Origin of the sequence: Bacillus sp. FJAT-27916 (assembly GCF_001183965.1) — a bacterium.
Lineage (GTDB): Bacteria > Bacillota > Bacilli > Bacillales > Pradoshiaceae > Pradoshia.
This window is the reverse complement of sequence record NZ_LFZV01000001.1, coordinates 1,028,608-1,042,532: the sequence shown is the minus strand read 5'-3', so window position 1 is coordinate 1,042,532 and position 13,925 is coordinate 1,028,608. Positions and strand designations below refer to the sequence as shown.

The window sequence follows — 13,925 nt, the reverse complement described above, 5'->3', positions numbered from 1 at the left end:
TGGCCGATACCTCCTTGCCACACTGTTTACTTTATTCCTATAGCGTTGTGATGGAAGCCAACTAACCATCCGCCAAGGGTCTGATCTCGGGAGCGGCAGATGATTTCATTCACCGCTGGATTGATTCTCTCCTAGTTGATTAACAGGGAAAGCTTGGATTGGCTATCTATCATTAAATGTAGAACATATAAGATTCTGTTTCTCCGCCATCCGGGTCATAGGAGGCTAAATCTGCCAAGGTCGTATTATCGAGCACATCTTTTACGGCATCACGGATTTTTATCCATAGCTGCCGTTTAACCGGCTCTTCTTCCTCTATACCCTCAACAGGCGTGATAGGTCCTTCGAGTACCCTGATGACATCTCCAGCTGTAATCTCGTGCGGATCCTTTGTTAATTTATAGCCCCCATAAGCTCCTCTCACACTTTTCACGAGTCCCGCATTTCGAAGCGGTGTGACGAGCTGCTCTAAATAGTGTTCAGAAAGCTCATTGGCTTGGGCGATTGATTTCAGGGAAGTCGGGCCTTCTCCATGCCTTTTCGCTAAATCAATCATTATGGTCAGTCCGTATCTTCCTTTAGTGGAAATTTTCATGGTCCTAGCACCTCTAGCCTAATAGATTCTCCCAAAAGTATACCATACATTAAATCATTGCCTCATATCAATGCTTCACGATGGGTTTTTAAAAAAGTTTTTTCCTTTCTATTATGACAGATAATCAGCTTTTGTAGACTTTTTATATATTTCAGGCATTTATCGATGCAAAATAAAAATTTCATAAAGGAAATACCTCCCTCTTTCCAGAATTTCTTTAACATAACGGTTATTAAAGGAGTGATTGTAATGGCTAAATCCCTTTTCAAAGGACTGGAGGGTATCTTCATTCCGGTTAAGGACCCAGTTGAATCAATGATTTGGTATGAGGAGATACTCGGATTTAAGCGAATCTACCACGAAGAGGACGCTGCCGTAATGAAGATAGACGAACAAGCCCAGACAGTCGTCTGTCTTGTCAAAGCCCACGAACACCTGGCAATGAGCTTTCCGGATAATTCCTTTGGGGTCGGCAAGTATTATAACTTTATCCCCTCAGGCCCGATTGAAGATATATATCGCTCATTGAAGGCATTGAATGTCCGTACAGGTGCATTGGGAGGTGATGGAGAAACCCGCTTTTTCACCTTTTATGACCCGGACGGCAATCCCCTGGGCGTATGCCAATAACCCCCTTTCCCAGCTCGAACTTAATCTATGGGAAATCAGTCTTTTTACAGCTATAATAAGAAAAGCTACTTATGATTAATGGGGGTTATCGATTTGAACGGAGAACCACTAGCCTACCGCATGCGGCCGAAAAACCTAGATGAAATTATCGGACAAAAAGAAGTCATCGGCAAACAAACGAGCCTCTACCGCATGATCAAAAACGGACATGTACCATCCATGCTTCTATATGGGGACCCCGGTATTGGAAAAACATCGATTGCTTTTGCGATTGCAGGCGAGACGAAAATTCCCTTCATCGCCTTGAATGCGACAACCGCCGGCAAGAAGGATATAGAGGCTGTTGTGGAAGAAACACATTTAACCGGTAAGGTAATCTTATTCCTTGATGAGATTCACCGTTTCAATAAAGCACAGCAAGACTACCTGCTCCCTCATGTTGAGCGGGGAGACATTATCCTCATTGGTGCTACGACCGAAAACCCATTTCACGATGTCAATCCCGCAATCAGGAGCCGATGCGGGCAAATCAAGCAGCTCACCCGTCTCTCGACAAATGAAGTGATTGAATTATTGCAGCGGGCTTTGCAGGATGAGAAAAATGGTCTTGGCAAGCTGGACATCAAAATTTCGGAGGAGCAAATTGAAATGATTGCCGCCCAGTCAAATGGGGATGCAAGAAAATCCCTGACCTTGCTGGAATCGGTGATCTATTCCTCTCCGAAGGATATGAATACTTATGTTGTAGATGATGAAACAATCCATGATTTGGGCGGCAATATCGGGGTTTACGGGGATAAGAAAGGCTCAAACTTTTATAATTTGCTATCGAGCCTGCAAAAGAGCATCCGGGGAAGCGATGTTCATGCAGCTCTCTATTATCTCGCCCATTTGCTTGAGACAGGAGACTTAGTTGCCGTGAACAGGCGGCTTTTAGTCATTGCTTATGAGGATATTGGACTAGCAAACAGCGCGGTCGGCAACAATGTCCTTGCCGCGGTGACCGCAAGTGAACGGCTGGGCCTGCCGGAAGCACGCATTCCGCTTGCCGTAGCTGTCGTTGAAATGTGCCTCTCCTCCAAGTCAAATTCTGCCTATAAAGCACTTGATGCAGCTATTGCAGATATACGGGCCGGCCATGTCGGTGAGATTCCAAAGCATCTCCGCGATGCCCATTATGCAGGAGCGAAGGAGCTTGGCCATGTCGGCTATAAGTATCCGCATGATTATCCAATCGGAACATTCGGCGGCTGGGTCAATCAAGAGTACCTACCGCATAACTTAAAGGATAAGAAATATTATGAACCAATTGAGTCCGGTGAAGAGAAGCGGCTTGCAGCCATCTATGAGCGGCTCGAGGAATTTAAGAAGAAGAAATAAGGAAAGCGCCTCAGAAATAAGCTGAGGCGCTTTCTTTATTCATGAATGATTCGGCATATTGGCAACTGTCCCTCCATCTACCAAAATATCTGTTCCAGTGATATAGGAGGCTTTATTGCTTACGAGAAATTCAATAACAGAGGCCATTTCAGCCGGCTCTCCTTCTCTGCCAAGCGGCGTTCTCTTTAGCATGAGTTCCATTTGCGGCTGCTTAGATGCCTCCTGCCGTCCCATCGGCGTATTGATTGTGCCAGGGGAAAGCGAGACAATCCGCGCTCCCTTTTGTCCCCAATCCCATGCCTGATCCTCAACGAGGAGGATTACACCAAGCTTTGATAAGCTGTAAGCTGCTCCACTGTCGCCCTGTGTAAATCGTTCCAGCTTCTCAACCACATCAGGCAATAACGGTTTCTTCAATAATTCTGTGTAAGGCCCCTCCTTCGGCACCATATGGCCGCTCATGGATGAAATACAAACGGCAGTCGAACCCTTTGCTGCAATCGGGAGGAACCCATCTAATAATTGACCGGTTCCAACAAGGTTGACCTCAGTGATACGCTTTGAGTCAGCCATCGTTGGTGAAAGCCCTGCCGTATGGATAAGCGCCTTGAAATCCCCTAAAGAGGCGGTCTTCTGTACAAGCGCCTCCACCTGCTCAGGCGAGGTAATATCGACAGTCAAGCAATGTACATCCGTAATTCCCTTATCCGCGAGTTCTGCCTTTGTTTCTGCAAGCCGCTCCTCAGATATATCCGCCAATAACACCGTTCCTTTTTTGCCCACAAGCCTTGCTGTCGCTTTTCCCATACCGCCGGTTCCGCCTGTGATTACGTAAACATCTTTCATTAGAAATCCCCTGCTTTCTTTAAAAGAAGTTTCTTTCGATTTACGCAGTATTTCTTCCTTCAATTCCATCATATTGTACTTGTTCAGGGGCTGCAAATGGAATGGAGCGTTTACTCTTCCATTTATTTATACCTAACAAAAAACGTCCCATCCAGCTAGACTTTCCAGCTGGATGGGACGTTCTCGTTTATGCATGCTGCAATAATTTATGAACAGATGCTTTCACTTTTTCCAAACCTTCAGCAATGATTTCCTCGGCTTTGGAAGGATCCGCATTATGACCCTCAATAATCACCTCATCTTCGAGCTTCATGCCGAACATGTTGATGACATGGTGTACATAGTTAGCAGCCATTTCAAGAGGTGCCATTTCAGGAGTAGAATATACCCCGCCTCTGGCGCATAGAATAACAGCTTTTTTATTCCCAAGCAGACCCTCTAGCTGGCCTTTCTCATTATAGCGGAATGAAAAGCCTGCTTCGAAAATATAGTCAAAGAATGTGTGCAGCCGTGCTGGAATCGTTAAATTCCATAATGGGAAGGCGAATACAATGGTATCCGCAGCCGCGACTGCCTCTTTTGCTTTTTGTTTTGCAGCTAACAGGCGTTCCTCTGCCTCTGTTAGCGCTTCTTTATTTTGAAGTTTGCCTATGGCAGTGAACAGCTCCTGTCCAAAGTATGGCATATCTTCAGCAAACACATCGAACTCTGCAACATTTATATTGGATGCTTTCGCTTCCGCTATATATGTCTCATACATTTTTGTTGATATTCCATCTGGACGATTATTGGCTTTGATAACTAATACGTTCATGATGATCTCCTCCTAGATGAATGGGTGTCTCAGTAATGAGTTTCATTCTATTTTGTCCATATTCCTGTGCCATCCTATAGCTCTCCTATGGAATGTGAGAAAATATATGGAACAAGGTAACATATTACCACCCTTGTAGTGGTATTGCAGGAATTATGCTCAAAAAGCATAAAAAGAGCAAAACAAAAAGCTCTGTCAACATTTACAGAGCTTTTCATTTATCTATTCGTTAATCATTTACTCGGTTTAATTTAATATCCTTCAATGCCACTTTGACAACCCAGCTTGCTGCAATTAATCCTGCTGTGGAGGGGACAAAGGCATTTGATGAAGGCGGGAATTTCGCTTTGCGGATTTCTGCATCCTGATTTCCAACCTCTTTAGTGACATCGATTTTTGGCACAATTGGGCTCTCATCTGAGAAGATGACTGGAATTCCTTTATGAATGCCTTCTTTTCTCAGCTTTGTCCGGATGACCTTCGCTAATGGGTCTGTATGCGTCTTGGAGATATCTGCGATTTGGAATCTTGTCGGGTCCATCTTATTGGCCGCACCCATACTTGAGATCATCGGAATGCCTCGCTTTAAGCACTCCTTCATTAGATGGATTTTGTAAATAATCGTGTCAGAGGCATCAATGATAAAGTCCGGCTTCTGTGCAAAGAACTCCTCATACGTTTCCTCTGTATAAAACATCTTCAAAGCCACGACATCACACTCAGGATTGATTTCCAGAACACGCTTCTTCATCGCATCGACCTTTTGCTGGCCGACCGTTGATAAGAGGGCATGAATCTGACGGTTGACATTAGTAATATCGATATCATCCTTATCCACTAAAATCAGGCGCCCTACACCGGAACGCGCTAATGCTTCAACCGCAAACGAGCCAACTCCTCCAATCCCAAGAATGGCGACAGAGGTATTTTTTAATGTTTCAAGTCCGTCTTTGCCTATGGCAAGCTCATTTCGTGAAAATTGATGCAGCATAAGTACATTTCACTCCAATATATATTAATTTCTTTTCTCTTTTCCTTGTTAGCTTATTCTAAACATCATGATAACTTCCAAAACGGCAATCCTGCCATTCTTTTATCTCACAGATAGCCAGATAAAATCATATCATATTTTACAGATAGGTTTAAATGTATTTATGATAAAAAATAAAAATCCGCCTTGCGAAATGGCAAAGCGGAAATAATAGAAAACGTATGTACAGACGTCCCGACATGTGCCGTTTGATGCCTGATGCTTTGGCCCGCCCTCGGCAGGTGGGTGTCCTGTTCCGTTATGTTACAAGTCCCCTCAGACAAGGCATTTGTGCAAACGGTAAACGCCGGACTCCCGTTAAAAGAAATGTTCGGTCAAAACAATAAGGTTGCATAACGTACACTTCAGGACGTCCTTTAATATAATTAAATTTTATCAGAATTATCTTAGTTTTTCAAGGTAGATTCCTTTTTCGTGACCTTTAGACTAAGTTCTTCAAGCTGGCTTTCAGACACCTCACTAGGTGCTTTTGTCAGCATACAGCTTGCACTTGCTGTTTTCGGGAATGCAATGGTATCGCGAAGGTTTGTGCTTCCGGAAAGAAGCATTACCAAACGGTCAAGACCAAGGGCGATTCCGCCATGTGGAGGTGTGCCATACTCGAAGGCCTCCATAAGGAATCCAAATTGCTCATTTGCTTCCTCTTTCGTAAATCCTAGGGCTTCAAACATCTTCTCCTGGATGTCGCGTTCGAAAATACGCAAGCTTCCGCCGCCTAGCTCATAGCCGTTTAAGACAAGGTCATAGGCTTGGGCTTTTACATCGATTGGATTTTCATCAAGCATTGGCAAATCCTCACGTACCGGCATAGTAAATGGATGGTGGGCAGCATAGTATCTGCCTTCCATGTCATCATATTCGAATAATGGCCAGTCAGTCACCCAAAGGAAGTTGAACTTGCTTTCATCGATTAATTTCAGCTCTTTACCAAGCTTCACACGAAGCGCTCCGAGGGAATCAGCTACGATTGATTTTTTGTCAGCAACAAAGACTAGTAAATCGCCAGCAACAGCTTCCGTTGCCTCAATCAATGCTTTTCCTTCTTCATCTTGGAAGAATTTCGCAATCGGACCTTTTAAGCCTTCTTCCTCCATCTTCATCCACGCAAGACCTTTCGCACCATAGCGGCCGGCAAATTCTCCTAAAGCATCAATATCTTTTCTAGAGTAATTCGCCGCAGCTCCTTTGATGTTAAGGGCTTTTACCTCTCCGCCGTTTGCAACAGCTGAAGCAAATACCTTGAATCCAGAATCCTTGACTAGTTCACTTAAGTCAATCAGTTCCATGCCGAAACGTGTATCTGGTTTATCAGAGCCGTATCTGCCCATTGCGTCCTTATACGTTAAGCGTGGAAGTGGGAGGGTGATCTCAACGCCTTTGACTTCCTTCATCACTTTCTGCATCATACGCTCAGTCATGTTCATGATATCCTCTTGGCTCATGAAGCTTGTTTCAATATCAATTTGCGTGAATTCCGGCTGGCGATCTGCACGAAGATCCTCATCACGGAAGCAGCGAGCAATTTGGTAATAGCGTTCAAAGCCGGAGACCATCAATAATTGCTTAAAGATTTGAGGAGATTGCGGCAATGCATAGAATTCTCCTTCATGCACACGGCTTGGTACCAAATAATCACGTGCTCCCTCTGGTGTGCTCTTTGTCAGAATGGGTGTTTCAATATCCAAGAATCCTTCTGAATCTAAGAAATCACGAATGGCTTTGGTTGTCTGATGTCTCATCTTAAAGGTCTCGAACATCGCGGGACGACGCAAGTCTAAATAGCGGTATGCTAAGCGAATATCCTCTGAAGCATCCGTTTTGTCCGTAATGGAAAACGGGGGTGTCTTCGCTTCATTCAAGATGGTCACTTCAGACGCGAGAATTTCAATGGCACCTGTTTTTAAGTTTTTGTTGACAGTACCACCTTCACGGGCAATAACTTTACCTGTTACGCTAAGGACATATTCACTTCTGATTTTTTCCGCTGTACTGAGCGCTTCAGGTGAGGCATCCGGATTGAAGACAACCTGGACAATCCCTGTACGGTCACGAAGGTCAATGAAAATCAGCCCGCCAAGGTCTCTTCGCTTTTGTACCCATCCTTTGATTGTGATAACTTCTCCAATAGCTTTCTCTGGCACTTCGCCACAAAAATATGTTCTCCCAAACATCCTTCTTCCTCCTCAAATAGACCCAAGTTTAGATTGTAATACTGTCACAAGCTCAGTGAGAGCAATGGTTTGCTGCTCGCCGCTTTCCATATCTTTCAAGGCAATTTGCTGTTCCTTCAATTCATCTTCACCAAGGACAGCCACATATTTGGCTTGTACACGGTCAGCTGCTTTGAATTGCCCTTTTGCCTTACGCCCTGAATAATCCTTCTCTGCTGAAATGCCATTCAAGCGAAGGTCATTGACAAGCTTCACAGAATAATCCTGTGCCGCTTCTCCTAAGGAGACGACAAAGCAGTCAACTTTCTTCTCAATCGGCAATTCAACTTTCTCTGCTTCAAGAGCTGAGAGCAGACGCTCGATGCTGAAGGCGAATCCGATTCCAGGCGTTTCAGGACCGCCCATTTCTTGAACCAACCCATTGTACCGGCCGCCTCCGCAAAGGGTTGTAATAGCACCGAAGCCCTCTGAATCAAGCATGATTTCAAAGGCAGTATGATTATAATAATCAAGTCCTCGAACCAAGGTTGGGTCAACCGTATACTCAATGCCAATTTCATCTAGGTATCCAGTTACCTTCTTGAAATAGGTCAATGATTCCTCATTTAAGTAATCAATAATAGCCGGCGCCGTTTCCATCAACTCATGATTGCGGTCCTCCTTGCAATCAAGGATACGAAGCGGGTTGCGCTCAAGCCTGTTTTTGCAATTAGAGCAGAACTCGCCAATGCGCGGCTCAAAGTGTTTAATCAAGGCTTCCCGATGCTTTGTCCGGCTTTCTTTATCCCCAAGGCTGTTAATGACAAGCTTTGTATTCTTTAAACCAACCTTCTTGTAAATATTCATTGCAAGTGAGATTACTTCTGCATCAATTGCCGGATCTGAGCTTCCAAGTGCCTCCACGCCAAATTGGACGAATTGGCGGAATCGGCCTGCTTGCGGACGCTCATAGCGGAACATTGGTCCATTATAATAAAGCTTAACCGGCTGAACGGCGTTTCCGTGCATTTTGTTGCCGACAAAGGAACGAACGACCGCTGCCGTACCTTCCGGTCGAAGGGTTAAACTTCGATTCCCCTTATCGGTAAATGTGTACATTTCTTTTTGTACGATATCTGTTGTATCCCCCACGCCCTTTTCGAACAGCTCTGTGCTCTCAAAGATTGGTGTGCGGATTTCCTGATATTGATACAGGTCACATAGTTCCTTCGCCACCCGTTCAATATACTGCCATTTTTCTGATTCGCCAGGAAGAATATCCTGAGTTCCCCTTGGAATTTGAACAGCCATCTGAAACTTCCTCCTTAATTTACTCTCTATCCTAATTCCCTAATGGAATGAAAAGGTATTTTTAGGTAAAATAAAAAACAACCCCCATCCCATGCAATATGCAAGGGACGGGAGTTGTTACCCGCGGTGCCACCCTAGTTGGAGACATAAAAGCCTCCCCACTTTAACAGTTAACGCCTGTGAACGTTCAACCCCTACTAGATACGTGATTTTTCAGGGAGAATCCTACGGTGTGTTCGTTCATTAAGGCACATGTAGAAACGTTTTCAGCCCAGGGCGTTTCCTCTCTTTTCATGTGGGATCAAAATTACTCTTCACCATCATTGGAATTGATTTATTATGTATTTTTATTTAATTAATATTACGAAGTAAAAGTTCCTTTGTCAACCTTTATGAGCGCCCTAATTTCTTTTTTAACTGTTTCACATCGCGGACCGATAATCCAAATTCAGAGGCAAGCTCTACCATTGAATTATGCTCCTCCTTTACCAAAAAATCATGAAAGTCCACACCAAAGAGCTGATTATCTACATTCTGAGCCAAAAAGGCTTTGTCACTATGTCTTGTCATCTATATGCACTCCTTAAACATTATGTTCAATCTTTCGTAGCCTTTATCAGTATTCCCGAAAAGATAGCGAACCTTTCAGGTGATTTCAAAAAATGCACGAATCCTGTCAAGTAAATAGACAAAACGTCCATCAGCCATGGTTGAATCAGGTAAATTAGAAACGAAAGGATGAGCATAAGATGAGAAAGCTCAATCGAAAGACGGGGCTAATCGCCCTGACCTTACTTTTGTCTCAAACCGCCCTAATGCCAACAGCCTTCACTAAGCAAAATGAGGTTATCGTCAAGGACAGCCTGATTAATGTCAGAAGCGGAGCAGGTCTTGATTATCCAATCGTCGCGAAAGTGGAGGAAGGGAACCGTTTTACGGTTCTAGAGCGTAAAGGAGAATGGCTCAAAATTCAGGTGAATGATGAGAAGAACGGGTGGGTCGCAGAATGGCTCGTGACTGCCAAAGGCGAGAACTCGGAACAGGAATCAGTCTCTACTTCAGGGACCATCACTGCTGAAGGATTACGATTGCGCAAAGGTCCTGGAACCAGTTATCCCATTGTAAGTGTCCTTTCCAAGGATACCAAGGTCGAGGTTACAGGCCAGTCTGGCTCATGGGTTGAAATTCAAGCCGGTTCTAGTATTGGATTTATTTCAGAGGAGTATATCCGAATGGATTCTGCCGATCATACAATAGGCACCATTACCGCAGACTCTGTTCATTTGCGAAGTGGCCCTTCCCCCACCGCAGAAATACTCGGCAAAATCAAAAAGGGCTCATCTGCTGAGATCATAAACGCGGAAAATGGATGGACAAATATTCAGTATCAAGGACATTCTTACTGGATTAGCAGCCAATATATCAACAAAAGAAAGGCCGACTCCCGCAGCGGGAAATTGAGTATAGAAATTACTGCTTCTTCCCTGCATGTCCGCTCTTCTCCTAAAATGAGCTCACATGTCATCGGCTCGGTAAAGAAAGGAAATACATATAAGGTGCGGAGGACAGATGGCCGTTGGTATGAAATTATGCTTGAGGATGGACAAAAGGGATGGATTGCCTCCTGGTATGCTAAACCACTGGATAATAAGACAAGCCCAAAAAGAAAAAAAGAGGCCGGCAAGCAAATCACCATCACCCGTGACAAGATTAATATTCGGACAGGCCCTGGAACAAATCAGCCGATTGCAAAGCAAGCAAACTTGGGAGACTCCTATAAGTTAATCGGGATGAAAGATAACTGGGCCGAGATTGAACTGAGTGATGGAAGCTCTGGCTTTATCGCAAATTGGCTTTTATCTTCTGATTCAAAGGTACGTCCAGCATCTGCTGTACAGGCTGGGTCCCTAACTGGAAAATTGATTGTTCTTGATGCAGGACATGGCGGGATGGACAGCGGTGCCATCGGAACAAGCGGCCTTTTTGAAAAACAGCTGACTCTAAGGACTGCTCTTCTGCTGTCATCAAAGCTTAAACAGCAAGGAGCCAGTGTACTTCTCACACGCGGCGGCGATCAATATATCTCCTTAAGTGACCGTGCTCACCTTGCCAACCAGCAGGATGCAGACGCCTTTATCAGCATCCATTATGACAGCGCAGCAGATATCGGAGCTGGCGGAATCACAACCTACTATACGCATGGGCATCAGCTGGAACTCGCCTCCCACATTCAGCATAGCCTGCTGACAAACAGCCAGTCACAGGACAGAGGCGTGAAGCAGGCAAGCCTCCGGGTATTACGTGAGAATAAGCGCCCTGCTGTCCTCGTTGAATTAGGTTATATCAGTAATCCAGCTGAAGAATCACTTCTTCACACAGCCCGCTATCAAGAGCTGGTCACTAACGGTCTTTTAAATGGTCTCAAGAGCTTTTTAAATAAATAATAAAAGAGCAAAGGCTTGTGCCTTTGCTCTCTTTTTCATTTACTCTCCAAGATCAGGGTAACAGGTCCGTCATTTATCAAGGCAACATCCATCATGGCTCCAAATGAACCCGTTGCTACCTGTACTCCATTCTCTCTTAAACAATCATTGAAATAATCATAAAGCTCTTCTGCCAAATCTGGTTTGGCGGCAGCCATGAAATTTGGGCGGCGCCCTTTACGGCAATCCCCATAAAGCGTGAATTGCGAGATAGACAAGATTTCTCCCTTAACGTCCAATAGGGAATGATTCATCTTGCCGTTCTCGTCTTCAAACACACGCAGGTTCACGATTTTATCCGCTAGATAGCGGCAGTCCTCCATCGTATCTTCATGGGTTACCCCCACTAACAAAACAAAACCATTGGAGATCTGACCAACCACTTCACCAGAAACGGTAACGGACGCTTCCTTTGAGCGCTGTAACACGACTTTCATCTATCCTAACCCCTAACTCATCAGTCTTCTGACGGAATAAATATCTGGTATTTGCTTAATTCGATCCACGACCTTCTGCAAATGAGACACATTATAGATGGAGATTGACATCGTGATCGCTGCACTCTTATTGCGGTCCGTACGGCCGGAAACGGCCGTAATGTTCGTTTTCGTCTCACTGACAGCTTGAAGCACTTCATTCAATAAGCCATTCCGGTCAAAGCCGCTGATTTCAATGTCTACATTATACTCTTTCCGGTCAGACATGCTGCTTTCCCACTCAACCGGGATGATTCTTTCCTTGCTCTCTTCATCTAGTACATTGACACAATCTGCACGGTGAACCGAAACCCCGCGCCCTTTCGTAATGTAACCGACAATCTCATCACCAGGAACCGGATTACAGCAGCGGGAAAGACGGATGAGCATATTGTCAATGCCCTTCACCCTGACACCAGAATCCTTCTTCTTCGTTGTCGGTATCATCCGAAGCTCGCTCACCGCATCAATTAAGCTGACCTCTTGCTCCTTCTCACGCTTCTTGCGGAGTTTATCCGTCAATCTTGTCGCAATTTGTGCTGCCGTGATTCCGTTATAGCCTACCGCTGCATACATATCTTCTTCATTGGCAAAATTAAATTTCTCTGCTACCTTTTGCAGGTTTTCAGGAGTGTATACATCCTTTATGTCAAAGTCGAGAGCCTTTAGCTCTTTTTCGACCATTTCCTTGCCTTTTTCGATATTTTCCTCTCGGCGCTGCTTCTTGAAGAATTGTCGAATCTTGTTCCTTGCCTGGGATGTCTTCGCCAGCTTAAGCCAATCCTGACTTGGTCCGTATGAATGCTTAGAGGTTAAAATCTCGACGATATCGCCTGTTTTCAGTACATAGTCAAGCGTGACCATCTTCCCGTTCACCTTCGCACCAATGGTCTTATTGCCAATCTCTGAGTGAATCCGGTAAGCAAAATCAATCGGCACTGAACCAATTGGCAGTTCAAACACATCGCCCTTAGGCGTAAATACGAAGACCATATCGGCAAATAAATCAAGTTTGAGAGATTCCATGAATTCCTCCGCATTCGTGGATACATCCTGGAACTCAACGATTTGTCTGAACCAATCGAGTTTCTTATCCATTCTTTGTGTGGAGGTTAAGTCCTTGCCCTCTTTATAAGCCCAGTGGGCGGCAATCCCATACTCCGCTGTCCGGTGCATCTCAACCGTTCTGATTTGCACTTCAAGCGGCTCACCCTTTGGCCCAATAATAGTCGTATGGAGAGACTGGTACATATTAGCCTTCGGCATCGCAATATAATCCTTAAACCGTCCCGGCATCGGCTTCCAGCAAGTATGGATGATACCAAGAACCGCGTAGCAATCCTTAATGCTGTTCACGATAACACGTACGGCAAGCAAATCATAGATTTCCTCAAATTGCTTCTTCTGAAGGACCATTTTGCGATAAATGCTGTATATATGCTTTGGCCTTCCGAAAATGTCTGCATGAATAGAGACTTCGGCAAGCTTATCTTTCATTTCAGCAATAACATCTGCTAAATATTCCTCCCGCTCAGCCCGCTTCTTCTTCATCAGATTGACGATTCGATAATACTGCTGAGGGTTCAAATAACGGAGAGCCGTATCCTCCAGCTCCCATTTAATTGTGGAGATCCCAAGCCGATGGGCAAGCGGAGCAAAAATCTCTAATGTTTCATTGGCAATACGGCGCTGCTTTTCAACAGGCAAATGCTTTAATGTCCGCATATTATGGAGCCTGTCGGCAAGCTTAATCATGATGACGCGAATGTCCTTCGCCATGGCAATAAACATTTTTCTGTGATTTTCCGCCTGCTGCTCTTCTTTTGATTTGTACTTAATCTTACCGAGCTTTGTTACCCCGTCGACGAGGAGAGCGACATCCTCATTGAAGATTCGTGTGATATCCTCGAGTGTCACATCCGTGTCTTCCACGACATCATGCAAGAAGCCTCCAGCGACCGTGAACGTATCCATTTGAAGGTCTGCAAGAATGGCTGCCACCTGCACAGGATGAATAATATAAGGTTCGCCCGATTTACGGAACTGTTCCTTATGCGCTTCTTTTGCGAATTCATAGGCCCTCTCTAAAAAAGCCACTTCCTCTTCGGTCATATAATTTCTTGCTTTATCAAATACCTGCTCGGCCGTATAAATTTGTTCATTTGCCATGAGATCACCTTTTACTCCGT

Annotated in this window: 12 protein-coding genes, 1 other RNA gene and 1 other annotated feature; of the genes, 3 read left to right on the top strand and 10 right to left on the bottom strand. The window is 44.7% G+C overall.

Features of this window, described 5'->3' with window-relative positions:
* Positions 1–172 precede the first annotated feature (172 nt).
* The gene (cymR, locus tag AC622_RS04930; RefSeq protein ID WP_049670042.1) at positions 173–595 is read right to left on the bottom strand and encodes a cysteine metabolism transcriptional regulator CymR; all 423 of its coding nucleotides are present in this window, start codon (positions 593–595) and stop codon (positions 173–175) included.
* Positions 596–844: 249 nt separating this feature from the next.
* Between cymR and AC622_RS04925 the strand changes: the two genes are divergently transcribed.
* Together AC622_RS04925 and AC622_RS04920 are read left to right on the top strand one after the other, a co-directional pair.
* Positions 845–1,225 carry a VOC family protein gene (locus AC622_RS04925; protein ID WP_049670041.1) on the top strand — a complete coding sequence of 127 codons (381 nt, stop codon included), beginning with the start codon at positions 845–847 and terminating at the stop codon, positions 1,223–1,225.
* 93 nt (positions 1,226–1,318) lie between these two features.
* Entirely contained in the window at positions 1,319–2,605 is a 1,287-nt protein-coding gene (locus AC622_RS04920; protein ID WP_049670040.1) for a replication-associated recombination protein A, read from the top strand.
* A 39-nt stretch (positions 2,606–2,644) separates the two neighbouring features.
* Here AC622_RS04920 and AC622_RS04915 read toward each other — a convergent pair whose 3' ends face one another.
* The 7 genes from AC622_RS04915 to AC622_RS04890 all read right to left on the bottom strand — a co-directional run bounded on the left by AC622_RS04915 (position 2,645) and on the right by AC622_RS04890 (position 9,347).
* Positions 2,645–3,451 (bottom strand): SDR family oxidoreductase, encoded by an 807-nt coding sequence (locus AC622_RS04915; protein WP_049672794.1) that lies wholly within the window; start codon positions 3,449–3,451, stop codon positions 2,645–2,647.
* 187 nt (positions 3,452–3,638) lie between these two features.
* Positions 3,639–4,265 (bottom strand): FMN-dependent NADH-azoreductase, encoded by a 627-nt coding sequence (locus AC622_RS04910; RefSeq protein ID WP_049670039.1) that lies wholly within the window; start codon positions 4,263–4,265, stop codon positions 3,639–3,641.
* 229 nt (positions 4,266–4,494) lie between these two features.
* Entirely contained in the window at positions 4,495–5,256 is a 762-nt protein-coding gene (locus AC622_RS04905) for a tRNA threonylcarbamoyladenosine dehydratase (RefSeq protein ID WP_049670038.1), read from the bottom strand.
* Positions 5,257–5,483: 227 nt separating this feature from the next.
* A non-coding RNA gene (gene ssrS / locus AC622_RS20535) (6S RNA) lies at positions 5,484–5,670 on the bottom strand.
* 32 nt (positions 5,671–5,702) lie between these two features.
* Positions 5,703–7,487, bottom strand: coding sequence for an aspartate--tRNA ligase (gene aspS / locus AC622_RS04900; protein ID WP_049670037.1), 1,785 nt, complete (start codon positions 7,485–7,487; stop codon positions 5,703–5,705).
* 12 nt (positions 7,488–7,499) lie between these two features.
* The gene (hisS, locus tag AC622_RS04895; protein WP_049670036.1) at positions 7,500–8,777 is read right to left on the bottom strand and encodes a histidine--tRNA ligase; all 1,278 of its coding nucleotides are present in this window, start codon (positions 8,775–8,777) and stop codon (positions 7,500–7,502) included.
* A gap of 100 nt (positions 8,778–8,877) precedes the next feature.
* Positions 8,878–9,110: a binding site (T-box leader), on the bottom strand.
* A 57-nt stretch (positions 9,111–9,167) separates the two neighbouring features.
* On the bottom strand, positions 9,168–9,347 hold the full coding sequence (locus tag AC622_RS04890; protein ID WP_049670035.1) for a hypothetical protein: 180 nt from the start codon (positions 9,345–9,347) through the stop codon (positions 9,168–9,170).
* A 179-nt stretch (positions 9,348–9,526) separates the two neighbouring features.
* Between AC622_RS04890 and AC622_RS04885 the strand changes: the two genes are divergently transcribed.
* Entirely contained in the window at positions 9,527–11,221 is a 1,695-nt protein-coding gene (locus AC622_RS04885) for an SH3 domain-containing protein (protein ID WP_049670034.1), read from the top strand.
* A gap of 35 nt (positions 11,222–11,256) precedes the next feature.
* Here AC622_RS04885 and dtd read toward each other — a convergent pair whose 3' ends face one another.
* Entirely contained in the window at positions 11,257–11,697 is a 441-nt protein-coding gene (gene dtd / locus AC622_RS04880) for a D-aminoacyl-tRNA deacylase (protein ID WP_049670033.1), read from the bottom strand.
* A 12-nt stretch (positions 11,698–11,709) separates the two neighbouring features.
* Complete coding sequence (locus AC622_RS04875; RefSeq protein ID WP_049670032.1) at positions 11,710–13,905, bottom strand: RelA/SpoT family protein; 2,196 nt, start codon at positions 13,903–13,905, stop codon at positions 11,710–11,712.
* Between the last annotated feature and the right edge of the window lie 20 nt (positions 13,906–13,925).

What these genes read in the sequence shown, in the direction of transcription:
- AC622_RS04875 (WP_049670032.1), bottom strand. Translation starts at nt 13,905, where the DNA reads ATGGCAAATGAACAAATTTATACGGCCGAGCAGGTATTTGATAAAGCA.
- AC622_RS04890 (WP_049670035.1), bottom strand. Translation starts at nt 9,347, where the DNA reads ATGACAAGACATAGTGACAAAGCCTTTTTGGCTCAGAATGTAGATAAT.
- aspS (WP_049670037.1), bottom strand. Translation starts at nt 7,487, where the DNA reads ATGTTTGGGAGAACATATTTTTGTGGCGAAGTGCCAGAGAAAGCTATT.
- cymR (WP_049670042.1), bottom strand. Translation starts at nt 595, where the DNA reads ATGAAAATTTCCACTAAAGGAAGATACGGACTGACCATAATGATTGAT.
- AC622_RS04915 (WP_049672794.1), bottom strand. Translation starts at nt 3,451, where the DNA reads ATGAAAGATGTTTACGTAATCACAGGCGGAACCGGCGGTATGGGAAAA.
- AC622_RS04905 (WP_049670038.1), bottom strand. Translation starts at nt 5,256, where the DNA reads ATGCTGCATCAATTTTCACGAAATGAGCTTGCCATAGGCAAAGACGGA.
- hisS (WP_049670036.1), bottom strand. Translation starts at nt 8,777, where the DNA reads ATGGCTGTTCAAATTCCAAGGGGAACTCAGGATATTCTTCCTGGCGAA.
- AC622_RS04910 (WP_049670039.1), bottom strand. Translation starts at nt 4,265, where the DNA reads ATGAACGTATTAGTTATCAAAGCCAATAATCGTCCAGATGGAATATCA.
- AC622_RS04885 (WP_049670034.1), top strand. Translation starts at nt 9,527, where the DNA reads ATGAGAAAGCTCAATCGAAAGACGGGGCTAATCGCCCTGACCTTACTT.
- AC622_RS04925 (WP_049670041.1), top strand. Translation starts at nt 845, where the DNA reads ATGGCTAAATCCCTTTTCAAAGGACTGGAGGGTATCTTCATTCCGGTT.
- dtd (WP_049670033.1), bottom strand. Translation starts at nt 11,697, where the DNA reads ATGAAAGTCGTGTTACAGCGCTCAAAGGAAGCGTCCGTTACCGTTTCT.